Source organism: Pseudogemmobacter bohemicus (assembly GCF_003290025.1).
GTDB classification, from domain to species: Bacteria; Pseudomonadota; Alphaproteobacteria; order Rhodobacterales; family Rhodobacteraceae; genus Pseudogemmobacter; species Pseudogemmobacter bohemicus.
Window position 1 is genome coordinate 348,152 of record NZ_QNHG01000004.1, and the last position, 16,763, is coordinate 364,914.

Below are 16,763 nucleotides of genomic sequence, written 5' to 3' on the forward strand. Positions count from 1 at the left end.
GTATCCATAAACGAAACAATAAAGGTTGAGGTTCCGCCCTTGTCGACCCCCACACGCCGCCCCGTCGCCTCTCTCTGGATTGGCCCGCGCCTGCATTACCTGAACCAGCTTTGCCTCCTGAGCCATGTGCGCCACGGCCATCCGACCACGCTTTACTGCACGGAAGAGGTCTCGAATGTCCCCGAAGGGATTGAGGTTCGCCCTGCGACCGAGATCATGGATATCGACATGGGCATCGTGGCGCAGACCTCGGAGAGCTTTCTGTCGAACGTCTTTCGCTACAAGATGATCCAGAAAACCGATGCGGTCTGGATCGACTGCGACGCCTATTGCCACAAGCCCTTTCCCGACGAGATGCAGAATATCTATGCCGGCCACGGTTTTCGCGGCGCGCTGAATTGCGGTGTCGTCTATATTCCCAGGGATGGCGAGCTGATCCATCAGCTGCTGGATTACTACGACAACCTCCCCGAGGCGCCGGCCTGGTTCAACAAACAGCAACGCAAGCGCATCGAGAAACAGGATCGCTCGCTGCCGCAGGCCGTCCGGATCTACAATGCCGAGCGCACCGCTTTCGGCCCCCAGGCTTTCACCTATTTCGCCCAGCAAACCGGCGATTACGAGAAAGCCCTGACGCCGGATGTCCTCTACCCGGTGCCCTTCCAGCTGAATGATGTGTTCTATGACCCTTACGGCCGGGTCGAGGGGCATTTCACCGACAAGACGCTGTCGGTGCATCTCTATACCAATGGCACCAAGCCCTGGTGGCGCAAAAACCCGCCGCTGCCGAATTCCTATGCCGCCCGCATGTGCGAAGAGATCGGCGTCGATCCGGCAAAGGCGCTGGAGGAGTAATGGCCGCCCGCAAACAGATCGGGGCCGGGTCCGAGGCCGGGGACGGCGATCCAAAATCTCAGGCCGGGAAATCTCAGGCCGAACAGAAGGCAGAGATGATGATCCGCCGTCAGAAGCGGAACATGCGCAAGGCCTGGGCCGAGGGCTATCTGACCGGCATCTGCGCCATGCTGCAGCCGGGCGATCTGGCGGTGGATTGCGGCGCCAATATGGGGGTGGTGACCACGCAGCTTGCCGCCACCGGCGCCGATGTCATCGCCTTTGAACCCGACCCCGATTGCTTTGCCGTGCTGGAACAGAAATTCGGCAGCGCCGCGAATGTCACACTGATCAATGCCGCCGTGGGTATCAGCGCCGGCACCGTCCGGCTGATGCGCGCGGGGAATTTCGATGCCAATCCGGTGGGCGCTTCGGTGAAGAACACCATCCTTGATGGCGGGCGCGGCATTGATGCGGGCAATTCGGTCGAAGTGCCACTGATCGACTTCCCCGCCTTCCTCCGCGAAAAGGGGCAGATCAGCTTTCTCAAACTCGATATCGAAGGCGCCGAGCTGGATATCCTCGAAACCATGGAGCGCGACGGGCTGTTCGGATCGGTGAAAAGTCTGGTTGCGGAAACCCATGAGCGCAAATTCCCTGATCTGCGCCCAAGATTTCGTGACCTGCGCCGGCGGGTTGCCGGGCAATATCCGCCCACCCATGTCAATCTTGACTGGATCTGACGCGCAAGGCGCTGAAAGCCGGTGCGGCTTTTCCCCGTCTTTGATTGCCTCTGCCGCAGCCGAGACCGCAGCAGGCGCCGGGCGGCAGGGCTCGTCAGATGTCCTCAACCGTGACTGCGGGCCGCAGCCGCATCACATCGGCCGGGCGGCACAGCTGGGTGGCATCGGTCGAAACAGCGGCGGCAGCGGCAGCCGCAGCCAGGGCCAGGGCCTCATCATCACTTTGCCCGCGCGCGAGTGACAGAACGAGGCCCGCGACAAAACTGTCCCCTGCCCCGACCGCCGATTTCACTTTGACCTTCGGCACATTGGCAAAGATGCGGCGGGTGGCGGTGGCAAGGATATTGCCCTCGGCGCCGCGCGCGATCACCACTTTCTGCGCCACGCCCCGACGGGCCAGTTCCTGCGCGAAATCCGCCGTCGCCTCGCGATTTTCCAATGCGTGGCCGGTCAGGCTTTCGGCCTCTTCGGCATCCATCCGCAAGACCTCCAGCCCGGTGATCGGGGTCCTGACCGCCTCGGCCAGCGGCGTGCCTGACGTGTCCAGCACCACCCGGCAACCCGGCATCGCCGCCGCCAGTTGCGCCGGGAAATCGCCAGGAACCCCTGGCGGCTGGCTGCCCGAGATCACCGAATAGCCCCCCGGTCGCGAGGTGGCACGCAAGAGCGTGAAGACGCGGCTCTGTTCGGCCTCGCCCCAGAGCGGGCCCGGCAGCATGAAACGGTATTGCTGGCCGCCGGCCTCTTCGGTCACGGTCAGCGATTGCCGCGTCTCGCCCGGGCCGGGCAGCGTCAGGAAGGTGACCCCCGCCTCACGGATCAGACCGGAGAGCCGGTCGCCGGTCAGGCCGCCGATCGCCACCAGCGCCAGGCTGTCGCCGCCAAGCGCGAGAATCGCCCGGCTGACATTCAGCCCGCCACCGCCCGGATCCAGCATCGGCTCGGCGCAGCGCAGCTTGTGCCCCGGAATCAGTTTCGGCACTTCCGTCGCCATATCCAGCGCCGGATTGAGGGTCAGGGTCAGGATCGGGGCCTGGTCACTCATCAGCGGACTTCCTTGCTCTGGTCCGGCCTTGCGGCATCATCCTGATTGTTTGCGCTAACGGTGCGCCGAAGGCAAGAGAATCGCCAGGCCCGGGACCACAGATCCCGGTCGCTGGCGGCGGCTGCGGAATTTTACACTGAATTGCCGGTTTCAGCCGCACAGACCAATTAAACATCCTGTTTTCTGCCAGGTGCAACATCTGTGAGCAGTCCAGGGCCGACAAAACGTGGCAGGCTGTCGGGAAAGGCGATCCGGACAGCGAACAGGCTATGGAATGGTCACAGATCATCCGGGTTCAGAGGAGAGAAATCAGCCAAAACGGGTTTTCCGGACTTGTCACTTGTTGACCGTGAGGAATATCTATTTATTATCGAGAATAATGACGCTCCGACCTCCTCAGCCGGGTCCGCCGCCCGCGTGAAGAGTGCAGCCGGCGCCCGACCAGCGGGCACCAGGGCTGAACCGGGGCGGAAAGCGGAAAGGGAATCTGGTGGCATCCGGAGGAAACAAGGATGCGCCAGCGGAAAAAGGCCAATGGGAGAGAGCCACAATGGCGTTCAAATCTGATATCGAGATTGCGCGGGAAGCGAAGAAAAAGCCGATCCAGGAGATCGGCTCGAAACTCGGGATCCCCACCGAACATCTGCTGCCTTACGGCCATGACAAGGCAAAGGTCGGGCAGGATTTCATCCGCTCGCTGGAAGGCAAGCCCGATGGCAAGCTGATTCTGGTGACCGCGATCAACCCGACGCCGGCCGGCGAAGGCAAGACCACCACCACGGTCGGCCTCGGCGACGGCCTGAACCGCATCGGCAAGAAAGCGGTTATCTGTATCCGCGAGGCCTCGCTTGGCCCGAATTTCGGCATGAAGGGTGGCGCGGCCGGCGGTGGCATGGCCCAGGTCGTGCCGATGGAGGAGATGAACCTCCATTTCACCGGCGATTTCCACGCGATCACCGCAGCGCATAACCTGCTGTCCTGCATGATCGACAACCATGTTTATTGGGGCAATGAGCTGGAAATCGACCAGCGCCGCATCGCATGGCGCCGCGTCATGGATATGAACGACCGAGCGTTGCGCGATACCGTGATCTCGCTTGGCGGCGTGTCGAACGGCTTCCCGCGTCAGACCGGCTTCGACATCACCGTGGCCTCGGAAGTTATGGCGATCCTCTGCCTGTCGCGCGATCTGGAAGATCTGCAAAAGCGTCTGGGCGATATCATCGTGGCCTATACCCGCGACAAAAAGCCGGTCTATTGCCGCGACATCAAGGCCGATGGCGCGATGACGGTGCTGTTGAAAGACGCGATGCAGCCGAACCTGGTGCAGACGCTGGAGAACAACCCGGCTTTCGTCCATGGTGGCCCGTTTGCGAATATCGCACATGGCTGCAACTCGGTCATTGCGACCCGCACCGCGCTGAAACTCGGTGAATATGTCGTGACCGAGGCTGGCTTCGGGGCCGACCTTGGCGCCGAGAAATTCTTCGACATCAAATGCCGCAAGGCAGGGCTGAAACCGGCGGCTGCGGTGATCGTGGCAACGGTGCGCGCGATGAAGATGAATGGCGGCGTCGCCAAGGCCGATCTCGGTGCCGAGAATGTCGATGCGGTGAAGAAGGGCTGTCCGAATCTGGGTCGCCACATCGCGAATGTCAAAGGCTTCGGTGTGCCGGTCGTGGTCGCGATCAACCATTTCTACTCGGATACCGATGCCGAAGTCGAAGCGGTGAAAGCCTATGTTGCCGAGCAGGGTGCCGAGGCGATCCTGTGCAAACACTGGGCGCAGGGTTCGGCCGGGATTGAGGATCTGGCGAAGAAAGTCGTCGAGCTGGCCGAAGGCGGCAAGTCGAATTTTGCACCGCTCTATCCCGACGATATGGGGCTTTTTGCCAAGATCGAGACCATCGCGAAACGCATCTATCACGCGGGCGATGTGATCGCGGATAAATCGGTGCGCGATCAGCTGAAGGCCTGGGAGGCTGCCGGCTATGGCAATCTGCCGGTCTGCATGGCGAAGACGCAATATTCGTTCTCGACCGATCCGAACCTGCGGGGCGCACCGACCGGGCATACGATCCCGGTGCGCGAAGTCCGTCTCTCGGCGGGTGCCGGCTTCGTCGTGGCGATCTGCGGTGAGATTATGACCATGCCGGGCCTGCCGCGCGTGCCGGCAGCCGAGACCATCCGCCTGAACGAGGCGGGCCATGTCGAGGGTCTGTTCTGAGCTGTCGCTCAACTTGAAAACCGGGCCGGGGGGCTTTGTTTCCCCCGGTCTCCCCGGATCCTGATCCGGGGGACAAATGGAAAGCGGCCGGGGGGCTTTGCGCCCCCCGCACCCCCCGCAGAGTATTTAAGTCAAGAGGAAGAGGGCTTTTCGCTGTGGGCTTGCTGGCATAAGTCAGGGGGCAAAGAATGCGGAGGGCCTTTTGATGCGTGAGCCGGAGAATTGTTCGACCATGGCGGAGATCCGTGCGGGGATTGACGCGCTGGATCTGGAGCTGGTGCGGCTTTTCGCAAAGCGCGCGCGGTTCATCGACCGGGCGGCGCAGATCAAAGCAGGAGTCGATCTGCCGGCGCGGATCCCGGCCAGGGTCGAGGAAGTGGTGGCCAATGTGCGCGCCCATGCGAAGGCCGAAGGGCTGCCGCCGGACCTGGTAGAGAAGCTCTGGCGGCGGCTGATCGACTGGTCGATCGCGCGCGAGGAAAACACCCTGGGGCCGGACAGCCTCAGAGACCGTAACGGATAAGGCGGCCCTCGCAAGACCGGGCCGGGCGTCACACGAGGGAAGGACAGGCGGATGGCGGCGAAGGTGATCGACGGCAAGGCTTTTGCCGAAGGGGTGCGGGATCAGGTGGCAGCGCATGTCGCCCGGCTGAAGGCGGAAAAGGGCCTCGTCCCCGGCCTTGCTGTGGTGCTGGTGGGCCAGGACCCGGCCTCGGCGGTCTATGTGAAGAACAAGGGCATCCAGACCAAAGCCTCGGGGATGAACTCGTTTGAATACAAGCTGGACGCGGGTACTTCCGAGGCCGATCTGCTGGCTTTGATCGACAGGCTGAATGCGGATCCTGCGGTGCATGGCATCCTCGTGCAGCTGCCGCTGCCGGGACATCTGAATTCCGAGCTGGTGATCAACCGGATCGAACCTGCGAAAGATGTCGACGGGTTCCATATCTCGAATGTGGGTCTTTTGGGGACCGGGCAGAAGTCGATGGTGCCCTGCACGCCCTTGGGCTGTCTGATGATGCTGCGCGATCACCATGGCACGCTGGCCGGGCTGAATGCGGTTGTGGTCGGGCGCTCGAATATTGTCGGCAAGCCGATGGCACAACTCTTGCTGGGCGACAGCTGCACGGTGACGATTGCGCATAGCCGCACCAAAGATCTGGCGGCAGTCTGCCGTGGCGCGGATATCCTGGTCGCAGCTGTCGGTCGCCCCGAAATGATCACCGGCGATATGATGAAACCGGGTGCGACGGTGATTGATGTCGGCATCAACCGGATCGAGCGCGACGGCAAGGCAAAGCTGGTCGGTGACGTGCATTACGAGAGCGCGGCCGCTGTTGCCGGCGCCATCACCCCGGTTCCGGGCGGCGTCGGCCCGATGACCATTGCCTGCCTTCTGGCCAATACGCTGACGGCAGCCTGCCGCGCCAACAACCTCCCCGAGCCCGAAGGCCTGACCGCGTGACTGTAAGCGACCATCGTTTCATCGACGGCAAATCCGTTCAGAGCCGCATCCTTGCCGAGGTTCGCGCGAAAGTGCAGGAGGCCAGCGCCACCCGCCCGGTCGGGCGGCTGGTTTCGGTCTCGATCGGCCCCTCGCCAGAGGTTGCGGTCTATGTCCGGAACCAGGCGCGGGGTGCTGCGGCAGCAGGGATCCCTTTCGACCAGCAGCTCTGGCCGTCTGACATCACCCAGGATGAGGCCAAGCGGCTGATCGTCGAGATGAATGGCCGCGACGACGTGCTGGGGATCATCCTCCAGCGCCCGGTGCCGGCGCATATCAATGTCCGCTCGCTGCAATCCGCCATCCACCCGCTGAAGGATGTCGAGGGGATGAACCCCGCCTCCATCGGCAATATCGTCTATAACGACGTCGCTATGGCGCCCTGTACGGCGGCGGCGGCGGTGGAGCTTTTGCGTGAGACCGGCCTGGAGATGAAGGGCCTTGAGGTCGTGATGATCGGCCATTCCGAAATCGTTGGCAAACCGGCGGCGTTTCTTCTGATGGCCGAGGGCGCGACGGTCACCGTCTGCCACCATATGACGCGCAATCTGGCGATGCATTCCAGACGCGCCGATGCGGTGGTGGTGGCGGTCGGCCGCGCGCATCTGATCGGGCCGGATATGATCAAGCCGGGGGCTGCGGTGATTGATATCGGCATCAACCAGGTCACCGATCCGGATGGCTCGGTCAGGATCGTCGGCGATGTCGATACTGACCGCGTCAAGGAGGTTGCGGGTTGGATCACTCCGGTCCCGGGCGGCGTTGGCCCGGTCACGGTGGCTATACTGATGCGCAACGCGGTCACGGCGCATCAACGCCAGATTGCGGCGGGATGGCTGCAAAGCTGACCTGCCGGCCCCGCCCGGGCCTCGCCGCTTAACGCGTAAACCAGGCTGCAGTTTCCGTTGACTTGCGCTGGCCCGGGTCTAGAATATTCCTCAGCGTAAAATTATTTTCTGCATACGCCCAAAGCGTGATGGAGGATGCGATGCTCGACCAGGCTTATCCCGAGGTGATCCCGGGCCCGCCCAGACCCAGCCAGATCATCCGGCCCGCCGGGCTGATGCTGCCCAAAGGCACCGAGCGCTATTCGGTGCCGGGTGCCGGCGCGATGATGATCCGTATCGGCACCGGCGACCGCATCACAGTGGTCAATGATGAGGGTGGCCAGCCCTGCGAGGTGCTTGCCGCCGGCCCGGATGGGCGGATCGACCCAGGCCTTCTGGGGCTTGGCGCCGACAGCGACGCCGCCGGGCTGAAAGCCCTGCTGGCCTCGGGCGAGCCGAGCCTTGCCCGCATGCGCCAGGGGCTGGAGCGTCTGGGCCTTGATCTGGCCGGTGCAAAAGCCAGCCGTTTCTTTGCCGCTGACACGCCAGCCCGCACTGCGGTGGATTTCACCGCCAGCCGCGACGGCTTTCTGGTCGTCGCCGCGCCGGGTGGAGATATGGACCCGGACGGCCAGGACACCGCCACGCCGCTGACCGTTTTCGTCAAACGTGCGGAAGTGAATTTCTCGCTGAAATCCGAGCTGCCGGACCCGCTGGCAGATCCGCTGCAAGAGGTCCGCGTGCATTCCGCCACCGCCGAAGCCTATGTGGTCAAGGCCGGTGAATATATCCAGATCCTCGACGTAAACGGCCGTCAATGCACGGATTTCCAGTGTTTCGACGCCCGCAAGCTGGATCGCGGGATTGAGCATGCGCTGGACGTCACCACTACCCGCTCGGTCATGGGCCATGCCTATCCGATGCCGGGCCTGCATGCGAAATATTACGACCAGGATTTCACCCCGCTGGTCGAGGTGATCCAGGACACTTGCGGCCGCCATGACGCGTTCTCTGCCGCCTGCTATGCCAAATATTACGATGATATCGGCTATCCGGGCCATGTGAACTGCACCGAGAACTTCAACGCAGCGCTCGCCCCCCATGGCGTCGCAGCGCGCGGCGGCTGGATGGCCGCGAACTTCTTCTTCAACACCGGCGTTGATGATCATGGCGTCATGTATGCCGATGAGCCCTGGTCACGCCCGGGCGATTATGTCCTTTTGCGCGCCATGACAGACATTGTCTGCGTGAATTCGGCCTGCCCCGATGACACCTCAGCCGCCAATGGCTGGAATCCAACCGACATTCACGTCCGCACCTATGCGGCGACCCAGAAATTCAGCCGCGCCGTTGCCTTCCGCGCGACCCCAGATTCGGAGCCGAAAATGACCAGGGAAACCGGGTTCCACGACCGCCTGTCGAAACTCACCCGTAACTTTGTCGAATATAAAGGGTTCTGGCTGGTGAATTCCTTCGCCGAGGCCGGCCCGACCGAGGAATATCTTGCCGCGCGGCAGAAATCGGTGGTGATGGACCTTTCCGCGCTCCGGAAATACGAGATCACCGGCCCGGATTCCGAGGCGCTGATGCAATATACGCTGACGCGCGACGTGAAAAAGCTGACCACGGGCCAGATCGTCTATTCCGCGATGTGCTACCCGCATGGCGGCATGATCGACGATGGCACGATCTTTAAACTTGGCGACAATAATTTCCGCTGGGTTTGTGGCGACGAATATTCCGGCACCTGGCTGCGTGAACAGGCCGAGAAACTCGGCCTGAAAGTGCTGATCCGCGATTCGACCGACCAGTTGCACAATCTTGCCGTGCAGGGGCCGGAGAGCCGGGATCTCCTGAAAAAAGTGATCTGGACCCCGCCGCATCAGCCTGAAATCGGCGAACTCGCCTGGTTCCGTTTCACCGTCGGCCGGATCGGCGATCACCAGGGGATCCCGGTCGTGGTATCGCGCACCGGCTATACCGGGGAACTCGGCTATGAGGTCTGGTGCCACCCGAAACATGCAGGCGAAGTCTTTGATGCGATTTGGGAAAAAGGCCCGGAGCACGGCCTTCGCCCGATGGGGCTGCTGGCACTGGATATGCTGCGGATCGAGGCCGGGCTGATCTTCGCGAATTACGATTTCACCGATCAGACCGACCCGTTCGAGGCCGGAATCGGCTTTACTGTACCGCTGAAGGGCAAGACCGATGACTTCATCGGCCGCGACGCGCTGATCCGGCGCAAAGAGAACCCGATGCATAAATTCGTGGGTCTCGACATCGACGCGAATGTCTCGGTCGGGCATGGCGATTGCATCCATATCGGGCGCGCGCAGATCGGGGTGGTGACCTCGTCGATGCGCTCGCCGCTGCTGAAGAAGAACATCGCGCTGGCCCGGGTGGATATCTCGCATTCCGAACCCGGCACCGAGGTCGAGGTCGGCAAGCTTGATGGCCAGCAAAAACGCCTTCCCGCGAAAATCGTGACGCTGTCGCATTACGACCCGAAGAAAACCCGGCCGCAGTCGTGAGACGCGTGTTGTGAGCAGCATTCTCGACCAGATCGGCGGCGAGGAGGTGCTTCGGCGCCTCGTCAACCGGTTCTATGACCTGGTCGAGTCCGAGCCGCGCGGGCGACAGATCCTGCATCTGCATTTTCGCGGCCATGGGCTGAGCCATGTGCGGGAAGAGCAGTTCAACTTCCTCTCGGGATTTCTGGGTGGCCGCCGCTATTATCTTGAAAAACATGGGAATATGGATGTGCGACTGATGCATACCCATATCCCGATCCGGGAAGTTGATGCCGGGGACTGGCTGGCGCTGATGGATCAGGCGATCGCCGATTGCGGATTGACCGGCCCGCATGTGGAGCGGATGCGCGCCACATTCACCCGCGTCGCGCATGTGCTGGTCAATGACCTGCCGGCCTCGGGCATTCCGGCCTGAGCCATCTCAGCCGATCAGCAGGATCTGCACATCGGCGACATTGGTGCCGCTTGCCCCGGTAATCAGAAGATCGTCTGATGCCGCCAGCGCCTTGTTGGAATCGTTATTCGCAAGCAGCGCCTCCGGGTCGCCCCTGGCCCGCATCCGCGCCGCCGATCCGCCATCGACAAGGCCCCCCGCCGCCTCGGTCGGCCCGTCGCGCCCATCGGTGCCCCCCGAAAGAAACACCCAGTCGCGCCCCGCCAGCCGTTCGCCCATCAATGCGACTCTCAGCGCAAGCTCTTGATTTCGACCACCTTTGCCATCGCCGCGCAGGGTCACGGTAGTCTCACCGCCCCAGATCAGGCAGCTGCCGGCCGGCGCCTTTTCGGCCGCGCTCAGGATGATTTTCGCCGCAGCCCCCACATCGCCCTCAAGCGCGACATCGGCCAGCAGGGCGGTGGCCCCTGCCGCGTCACGAACGGCCTCGACGCTCTTGCGGTTGGAGCCGATCAGCATATTCAGCGCTGCGGTCGGGGGGGCGCCGCTATCGTCCGGCGCGCTCAGATGTGTCTGTACCGAAGCCGGCAGCCGCTCCCAAAGGCCGGCGCCCGCAAGGATCGCCCGCGCCTCGGCCCGCCCTCCCAGCGGCGCCACCGTTGGCCCGCTGGCAATCGTCCGCAGGTCATCACCGATCACATCCGAGAGGATCCAGGCCGAAACCGGCGCCGGGGCCGCCAGCCGCAACATGCCGCCGCCTTTCAGCTGCGACAGATTCTGGCGAATCAGGTTCATCTGGGTGATCTCCAGCCCGCCCGAGAGCAAAAGCCGGTTGACCTCTGCCTTGTCGGCCAGGCTGACGCCCTCGACCGGCGCCGGCAACAGGGCCGAGCCCCCGCCGGAAATCAGCGCGATCACCCGGTCGCCCGCCCCTGCTCCACGCAAGGCGGCGATCACCGCCTCACCGGCGCGCAAGCCGTTCTCATCGGGCACCGGATGGCCCGAGGCAAAGACCCGCACGCGGTCAAACCCCTCGGGCAGCGCCGCCGCATTCTCGTAATTCGTCACCAGAATGATGTCGGCATCCGGGCGCAGATGCCGCATCGCCTCGGCCACCATCGGCACCGCAGCCTTGCCGACGGCGATGACGATCTGGCGTCCCCCCCCATCAGCAAAGCCGGGCGTGTCGGGAAAGGGCGCCGCCTCCAGCGCATAGAAAAGCGCCAGCCCCGGATCGGCCGCCTTCACCGCAAGCGCGAAATACGCCTGCGCCTCTTTGCGCAGCGCCGAAACGTCGGTCCTGGCTGCGCCCTCCCCCATGGTCATGGCTTACCCTGCGATTTGTTTGGCTTTCTCCACCAGAACTTCTGCCTGACGGATCGAGGCATAGTCAATCAGCCGCCCGTCGAGCGAGACGGCGCCCTTGCCTTCCGACGCGGCTTTCGCCATCGCTTCAAGAATGCGTTTCGCGCGGGTGACCTCGGCCTCCGACGGGCTCATCACCTCATTGGCGAGATCGACCTGGCTTGGATGGATCGCCCATTTGCCCTCACAGCCCAGCACCGCCGCCCGTTTCGCCGCCGCGCGGTAGCCGTCCGGATCCGAGAAATCGCCAAACGGCCCATCGACCGGCCGAAGCCCGTTCGCGCGCGCCGCAACCACCATCCGCGCCAGCGCGTAATGCCACATATCGCCCCAATGGACCGCGCGGGTGCCGTCCTCCAGCGGATCGGTCAGCACCGAATAATCCGGGTTCACGCCGCCGATGATCGTGGTGCGCGCCCGGGTCGAGGCCGCGTAATCCGCCACCCCGAAATGCAGGCTCTCATTGCGTTTGGACGCGCCGGCGATCTCGGTCACATTCTGCATGCCCAGAGCGGTCTCGATGATATGCTCGAAACCGATGCGCTTTTTGTACCCCTTCGCGTCTTCGATCTGCGTCACCAGCATATCGACGGCATAGACATCCGCCGCAGTGCCGACCTTGGGGATCATAATCAGATCGAGCCGCTCTCCCGCCTGTTCGACCACATCGACCACGTCGCGATACATGTAATGGGTGTCGAGCCCGTTGATTCGCACCGACAGGGTTTTCTTGCCCCAGTCCATCTCGTTCAGGGCCTTGATGATGTTCTTGCGGGCCTGGGCCTTGTCATCGGGCGCCACCGCGTCCTCCAGATCCAGGAAGACGACATCCGCACTGGATTGCGCCGCCTTTTCAAAGAGTTGCGGCTGACTGCCCGGGACGGCCAGCTCGCTGCGGTTCAGCCGTGCCGGTGCCTGTTCGATCGGGTGAAAGCTCATCTGGGGTTCCTCCTCCGCTGATGTCTGTGCTGGCCCAATGCGAGAAATAAAATTACTTTCCTGTCAAGAAATATTATTTCTGAGCCGTGAATGCGAGTCGCGCCACCCCCGCATCGCCAGCCTGCTGATGCGAGTAAAACCAGGCAATCGCCTGGGCCCGGCTATGGACGCCGAGCTTCTCGTAAAGGTTCGATAAGTGAAACTTCACCGTATTGGCCGAGATGCCGAAATCGCCGGCCAGATCGCGGTTGGTCAGCCCGCGCGCCAGCGCCTCCAGCAGCGATTTCTCGCGCCTTGTCAGCTGATGGATCGGGTCGGTCTGCAACTCGCGCACGTCGAGAAAGGGGAAAACCATCTGGCCCGATGCCACCGCCAGGCAGGTATCGACCAGTTTTTCCACCGAGGTGGAGCGCGCGACGAAACCGGCGGCGCCGGCGATCATCGACTTCCGGGGCAGCTCGCCATTCTGGTCATCGCCATAGACGATCAGCCGGGGCGCATTGGGCTGATCACGCAGCACCTCGATCAGTTTCTGGCCGCCAAGCGCGGGGATTCGCCAGTCGATGATGCCCAGTTCCACCGGCACCCGCATCACCGCGCCCAGAAACCCCTCGGCGCTGGAGGTGGTGGCAACCAGAGAGAATCGGCTGTCTCGGTCAAAGATCTCGGACATCGCGCCCAGGACCAGCGGATTGCTGTCGGCCAGCGCGAGCGAGATCTGTTTTGATACCGGGCTAAGCGATTGCATTTACAACCCTTCCGTTATGAAACCCACCCGTTTGGGCGGGGGTATTTTCGGTATACAACCGTATATCCAGACTTTCGGGCAGGTTTTTCTCTACCCAAACAGAAGCCCAAAAGCAGGATGTAATTCCGTTGTGAAACTTTCATAACAAGTATTCCCTGAGGTCAACGACTATTCATGGCGTGAAGGAAATAACCCGACGCCGACCCATGGGAGGACTGCTATGCAAGGTATCCGCGGCCTTTTCGTCCCCGGCCCCACCAATGTTCCCGAGGCGATTCGCAAGGCCATCGACGTGCCGATGGAGGATCACCGCTCGCCCGATGTGCCGGCTTTGGTGCTGCCGCTGTTCGAGGATCTGAAGAAGGTTTTCCTGACCGAGACCGGCCAGGTCTTTGTCTTCCCCGCAACCGGCACCGGTGGCTGGGAGGCCTCGATCACCAACACGCTTTCCCCCGGCGACAAGGTGCTGGCGCCGCGTTTCGGACAGTTCTCGGTGCTCTGGGTTGACCTCTGCACCCGGCTTGGTCTCGATGTCGAAACCATCGACTGCGAATGGGGCACCGGCGTGCCGCTGGACAAGCTGGCCGAACGGCTCTCGGCGGATAAAAAGCGCGAGATCAAGGCGGTGTTGGCGACCCATAACGAGACCGCGACCGGGGTGACCTCGGACATTGCCGGTGTTCGAAAAGTGATGGATCAATGCGATCACCCGGCTTTGCTTTACGTTGACGGCATCTCGTCGATCGGCTCGCTGGAATTCCGCATGGATGACTGGGGCGTCGACCTGGCGGTGGCGGGCTCGCAAAAGGGCTTTATGATGCCGGCCGGTCTCGCGATCATCGGCGTCAGCCAGAAGGCGCTCAAGGCCTCGAAAACCAACGGGCTGCGCCGGTGCTACTTTGATTTCAAAGACATGACGACAACCAACGCGACCGGCTACTTCCCCTATACGCCGCCGATGAACATGCTTCGGGGCCTGCGCGCCTCGCTGGACCGGATCGGGGCCGAAGGGATCGAGAATATCTGGGCGCGGCATAAATTCCTTGCCGAAGGCGTGCGCCGCGCGGTCTCGGCCTGGAATATGACGCTCTGCGCGAAAGAGCCGAAATGGCATTCCGACACCGTCAGCGCCATCGTGGTGCCCGAGGGGCATGACGCCCGCAAAGTGATCACCCGCGCCTATGAGCGCTATGGTCTGTCGCTGGGCGCCGGGCTGTCGGTGGTGGCGGGCAAGGTCTTTCGCATCGGCCATCTCGGCGATCTGAACGAGCTGATGCTGATGATGGCGCTTGGCGGCGCCGAGATGTCGATGCGCGATGTGGGGATCCCGGTGGAGGCGGGTTCCGGCGTCGCGGCGGCGGAAGAATTCTGGCGCAAATCCAATTCGCGCGGCATGGCGCTGGCAGCGGAATAAGCCGTTCCCCTGGCTGCGGCATAGCTCGCAGCCAGGCAGATACCGCAAAAAAGCGGGACAAATCACAACCATAACCGGTCAGGGAGGGCCGCGCATGGATATCCATGAATATCAGGCGAAAGAGATTCTTCATCGTTTCGGTGTAGCGATTCCGGATGGGGCGCTTGCCTATAGCCCGGAACAGGCTGCTTACCGCGCGCGGGAAATGGGGGGCTCGCGCTGGATCGTGAAGGCCCAGGTCCATGCCGGCGGACGTGGCAAGGCCGGCGGCGTCAAGATCTGCTCCTCGGAACATGAGATCCAGGACGCCACCAATGACATGTTCGGCCGCCGCCTCGTCACCCATCAGACCGGCGAGGAAGGCAAAGGCATCTACCGCATCTATGTCGAGGCGGCGGTGCCGTTTGAGCGCGAGATCTATCTCGGCTTTGTGCTCGACCGCTCGTCGCAACGGGTGATGATCGTCGCCTCGTCAGAGGGCGGCATGGAGATCGAGGAAATCTCGGCCACCCGCCCCGAAAGTATCGTGCGCTCGACGGTGGAACCTGCGGTGGGGCTGCAGGAATTCCAGGCCCGCGAGATCGCCTTCGCGCTGAACATCCCGACCGACATGATCCAGCAGATGGTCCGCACGCTGCAAGGCTGCTACCGCGCCTTCACCGAGCTGGACGCCACCATGGTCGAGATCAACCCGCTGGTGATCACCGCCGACCGCCGCATCCTGGCGCTCGACGCGAAAATGACCTTTGATACCAATGCCCTGTTCCGCCACCCGGCCATCGCCGAGTTGCGCGACAAGAGCCAGGAAGACCCGCGCGAAAGCCGCGCCGCCGACCGGGGGCTTTCCTACATTGGGCTTTCGGGCAATATCGGCTGCATCGTGAACGGCGCCGGGCTGGCGATGGCCACGATGGACACGATCAAACTCGCCGGTGGCGAGCCCGCGAACTTCCTTGATATCGGTGGCGGTGCGACGCCCGAGCGGGTGGCGAAAGCGTTCCGCCTCGTGAACTCGGATGAGAATGTCCAGGCGATCCTTGTGAACATCTTTGCCGGTATCAACCGCTGCGACTGGGTTGCGGAAGGTGTGGTCCAGGCGCTTCAGGCCAATCCGGTTGACGTGCCAGTGGTGGTGCGCCTTGCCGGAACCAATGTCGAAGAGGGGCTGAAGATCCTCGCGAAAAGCGGCCTGCCTATCATCCGCGCCACCTCGCTGATGGAGGCGGCCGAGCGCGCCGTCGCGGCATGGAAGAATGACCAGACCCAGAACACCCGGATGAGGATCGTGAAATGAGCATCTTTCTCGACAGAAATACCCCCGTCATCATCCAGGGCATCACCGGCCGCATGGCGCAGTTCCACGCGAAGGAAATGTTGGATTATGGCACCAACCTGGTTGGTGGCGTCGTTCCCGGCAAGGCTGGCGAGACCGTTCATGGCGTACCGGTGTTCGATACTGTCAAGCAGGCGGTAGAGGCCACCGGTGCCGAGGCGAGCCTCGTTTTTGTCCCCCCGCCCTTCGCCGCCGACAGCATCATGGAGGCCGCAGATGGCGGTATCCGCTATTGCGTTTGCATCACCGACGGCATCCCGGCCCAGGACATGATCCGCGTCAAACGCTACATGATGCGCTACCCGAAAGAACGGCGCATGGTGCTGACCGGGCCGAATTGTGCCGGCACCATCTCGCCCGGGAAATCGCTGGTGGGCATCATGCCGGGCCATATCTACCTGCCCGGCCATGTCGGCATCGTGGGTCGCTCGGGCACGCTGGGCTATGAGGCCGCGCAGCAGCTCAAAGATCGCGGCATCGGGGTTTCCACCTCGGTGGGCATAGGTGGCGACCCGATCAACGGGTCAAGCTTCCGCGATATTCTCGAGCAATTCGAGAAGGATCCGGACACCCATATCGTCTGCCTGATCGGCGAAATCGGCGGACCGCAAGAGGCCGAAGCCGCCGCCTGGATCCAGGAGAACATGACGAAACCGGTGGTCGCCTATATCGCCGGCCTCACCGCGCCCAAGGGCCGCACCATGGGCCATGCCGGCGCGATCATCTCTGCCTTTGGCGAAAGCGCCAGCGAGAAGGTCGAGATCCTGTCGGCCGCGGGCGTCACCGTGGCCGAAAACCCCTCGGTCATCGGGGAAACCATCGCCCGCGTGCTGAACGCCGCCTGAACCGCAAGTCTGAA

Annotated in this window: 15 protein-coding genes; 11 read left to right on the forward strand and 4 right to left on the reverse strand. The window is 62.7% G+C overall.

The window, feature by feature from the left end; translation table 11 throughout:
* Window positions 1-39 precede the first annotated feature (39 nt).
* Entirely contained in the window at window positions 40-855 is an 816-nt protein-coding gene (locus DRF71_RS20730; protein WP_112312439.1) for a hypothetical protein, read from the forward strand.
* Entirely contained in the window at window positions 855-1,577 is a 723-nt protein-coding gene (locus DRF71_RS20735) for an FkbM family methyltransferase (RefSeq protein ID WP_232831616.1), read from the forward strand. Before DRF71_RS20730 ends, DRF71_RS20735 begins: the two co-directional genes overlap by 1 nt.
* A 94-nt stretch (window positions 1,578-1,671) precedes the next feature.
* Here the strand turns inward: DRF71_RS20735 and DRF71_RS20740 are convergent, their stop codons facing one another.
* Window positions 1,672-2,622 (reverse strand): 1-phosphofructokinase family hexose kinase, encoded by a 951-nt coding sequence (locus DRF71_RS20740; protein ID WP_112312440.1) that lies wholly within the window; start codon window positions 2,620-2,622, stop codon window positions 1,672-1,674.
* 550 nt (window positions 2,623-3,172) lie between these two features.
* Here DRF71_RS20740 and DRF71_RS20745 point away from each other — a divergent pair.
* The 6 genes from DRF71_RS20745 to DRF71_RS20770 all read left to right on the forward strand — a co-directional run bounded on the left by DRF71_RS20745 (window position 3,173) and on the right by DRF71_RS20770 (window position 10,126).
* On the forward strand, window positions 3,173-4,849 hold the full coding sequence (locus tag DRF71_RS20745; protein WP_112312441.1) for a formate--tetrahydrofolate ligase: 1,677 nt from the start codon (window positions 3,173-3,175) through the stop codon (window positions 4,847-4,849).
* Between the two features lie 205 nt (window positions 4,850-5,054).
* Complete coding sequence (locus DRF71_RS20750) at window positions 5,055-5,372, forward strand: chorismate mutase (protein WP_112312442.1); 318 nt, start codon at window positions 5,055-5,057, stop codon at window positions 5,370-5,372.
* Between the two features lie 51 nt (window positions 5,373-5,423).
* A complete protein-coding gene (folD, locus tag DRF71_RS20755; protein WP_112312443.1) occupies window positions 5,424-6,314 on the forward strand; it encodes a bifunctional methylenetetrahydrofolate dehydrogenase/methenyltetrahydrofolate cyclohydrolase FolD in 891 nt (296 codons plus the stop codon).
* A complete protein-coding gene (locus tag DRF71_RS20760) occupies window positions 6,311-7,201 on the forward strand; it encodes a bifunctional 5,10-methylenetetrahydrofolate dehydrogenase/5,10-methenyltetrahydrofolate cyclohydrolase (protein WP_112312444.1) in 891 nt (296 codons plus the stop codon). The genes folD and DRF71_RS20760 overlap by 4 nt, the downstream gene beginning before the upstream one ends.
* Before the next feature lie 140 nt (window positions 7,202-7,341).
* Window positions 7,342-9,711: a DUF1989 domain-containing protein gene (locus DRF71_RS20765; protein ID WP_112312722.1), complete on the forward strand. Its 2,370-nt coding sequence runs from the start codon at window positions 7,342-7,344 to the stop codon at window positions 9,709-9,711.
* A 10-nt stretch (window positions 9,712-9,721) separates the two neighbouring features.
* Window positions 9,722-10,126: a group II truncated hemoglobin gene (locus DRF71_RS20770; RefSeq protein WP_112312445.1), complete on the forward strand. Its 405-nt coding sequence runs from the start codon at window positions 9,722-9,724 to the stop codon at window positions 10,124-10,126.
* Between the two features lie 6 nt (window positions 10,127-10,132).
* Here DRF71_RS20770 and DRF71_RS20775 read toward each other — a convergent pair whose 3' ends face one another.
* The 3 genes from DRF71_RS20775 to DRF71_RS20785 form a co-directional block, all read right to left on the reverse strand.
* A complete protein-coding gene (locus tag DRF71_RS20775) occupies window positions 10,133-11,431 on the reverse strand; it encodes a glycerate kinase type-2 family protein (protein ID WP_232831617.1) in 1,299 nt (432 codons plus the stop codon).
* 3 nt (window positions 11,432-11,434) lie between these two features.
* Window positions 11,435-12,409 carry an HpcH/HpaI aldolase/citrate lyase family protein gene (locus DRF71_RS20780; RefSeq protein ID WP_112312446.1) on the reverse strand — a complete coding sequence of 325 codons (975 nt, stop codon included), beginning with the start codon at window positions 12,407-12,409 and terminating at the stop codon, window positions 11,435-11,437.
* A 73-nt stretch (window positions 12,410-12,482) separates the two neighbouring features.
* Window positions 12,483-13,157: a response regulator transcription factor gene (locus tag DRF71_RS20785; RefSeq protein WP_112312447.1), complete on the reverse strand. Its 675-nt coding sequence runs from the start codon at window positions 13,155-13,157 to the stop codon at window positions 12,483-12,485.
* Between the two features lie 220 nt (window positions 13,158-13,377).
* Here DRF71_RS20785 and DRF71_RS20790 point away from each other — a divergent pair, with 220 nt between their 5' ends.
* The 3 genes from DRF71_RS20790 to sucD all read left to right on the forward strand — a co-directional run bounded on the left by DRF71_RS20790 (window position 13,378) and on the right by sucD (window position 16,749).
* On the forward strand, window positions 13,378-14,571 hold the full coding sequence (locus DRF71_RS20790) for an aminotransferase class V-fold PLP-dependent enzyme (RefSeq protein ID WP_112312448.1): 1,194 nt from the start codon (window positions 13,378-13,380) through the stop codon (window positions 14,569-14,571).
* A gap of 94 nt (window positions 14,572-14,665) precedes the next feature.
* Window positions 14,666-15,865, forward strand: coding sequence for a malate--CoA ligase subunit beta (locus DRF71_RS20795; RefSeq protein ID WP_112312449.1), 1,200 nt, complete (start codon window positions 14,666-14,668; stop codon window positions 15,863-15,865).
* Window positions 15,862-16,749, forward strand: coding sequence for a succinate--CoA ligase subunit alpha (gene sucD / locus DRF71_RS20800; protein WP_112312450.1), 888 nt, complete (start codon window positions 15,862-15,864; stop codon window positions 16,747-16,749). Before DRF71_RS20795 ends, sucD begins: the two co-directional genes overlap by 4 nt.
* Window positions 16,750-16,763: the final 14 nt, after the last annotated feature.

Coding starts and splice junctions, on each gene's coding strand:
- DRF71_RS20765 (WP_112312722.1), top strand. CDS start 7,342: ATGCTCGACCAGGCTTATCCCGAGGTGATCCCGGGCCCGCCCAGACCC.
- folD (WP_112312443.1), top strand. CDS start 5,424: ATGGCGGCGAAGGTGATCGACGGCAAGGCTTTTGCCGAAGGGGTGCGG.
- DRF71_RS20790 (WP_112312448.1), top strand. CDS start 13,378: ATGCAAGGTATCCGCGGCCTTTTCGTCCCCGGCCCCACCAATGTTCCC.
- DRF71_RS20750 (WP_112312442.1), top strand. CDS start 5,055: ATGCGTGAGCCGGAGAATTGTTCGACCATGGCGGAGATCCGTGCGGGG.
- DRF71_RS20785 (WP_112312447.1), bottom strand. CDS start 13,157: ATGCAATCGCTTAGCCCGGTATCAAAACAGATCTCGCTCGCGCTGGCC.
- DRF71_RS20740 (WP_112312440.1), bottom strand. CDS start 2,622: ATGAGTGACCAGGCCCCGATCCTGACCCTGACCCTCAATCCGGCGCTG.
- DRF71_RS20735 (WP_232831616.1), top strand. CDS start 855: ATGGCCGCCCGCAAACAGATCGGGGCCGGGTCCGAGGCCGGGGACGGC.
- sucD (WP_112312450.1), top strand. CDS start 15,862: ATGAGCATCTTTCTCGACAGAAATACCCCCGTCATCATCCAGGGCATC.
- DRF71_RS20775 (WP_232831617.1), bottom strand. CDS start 11,431: ATGACCATGGGGGAGGGCGCAGCCAGGACCGACGTTTCGGCGCTGCGC.
- DRF71_RS20745 (WP_112312441.1), top strand. CDS start 3,173: ATGGCGTTCAAATCTGATATCGAGATTGCGCGGGAAGCGAAGAAAAAG.
- DRF71_RS20795 (WP_112312449.1), top strand. CDS start 14,666: ATGGATATCCATGAATATCAGGCGAAAGAGATTCTTCATCGTTTCGGT.
- DRF71_RS20780 (WP_112312446.1), bottom strand. CDS start 12,409: ATGAGCTTTCACCCGATCGAACAGGCACCGGCACGGCTGAACCGCAGC.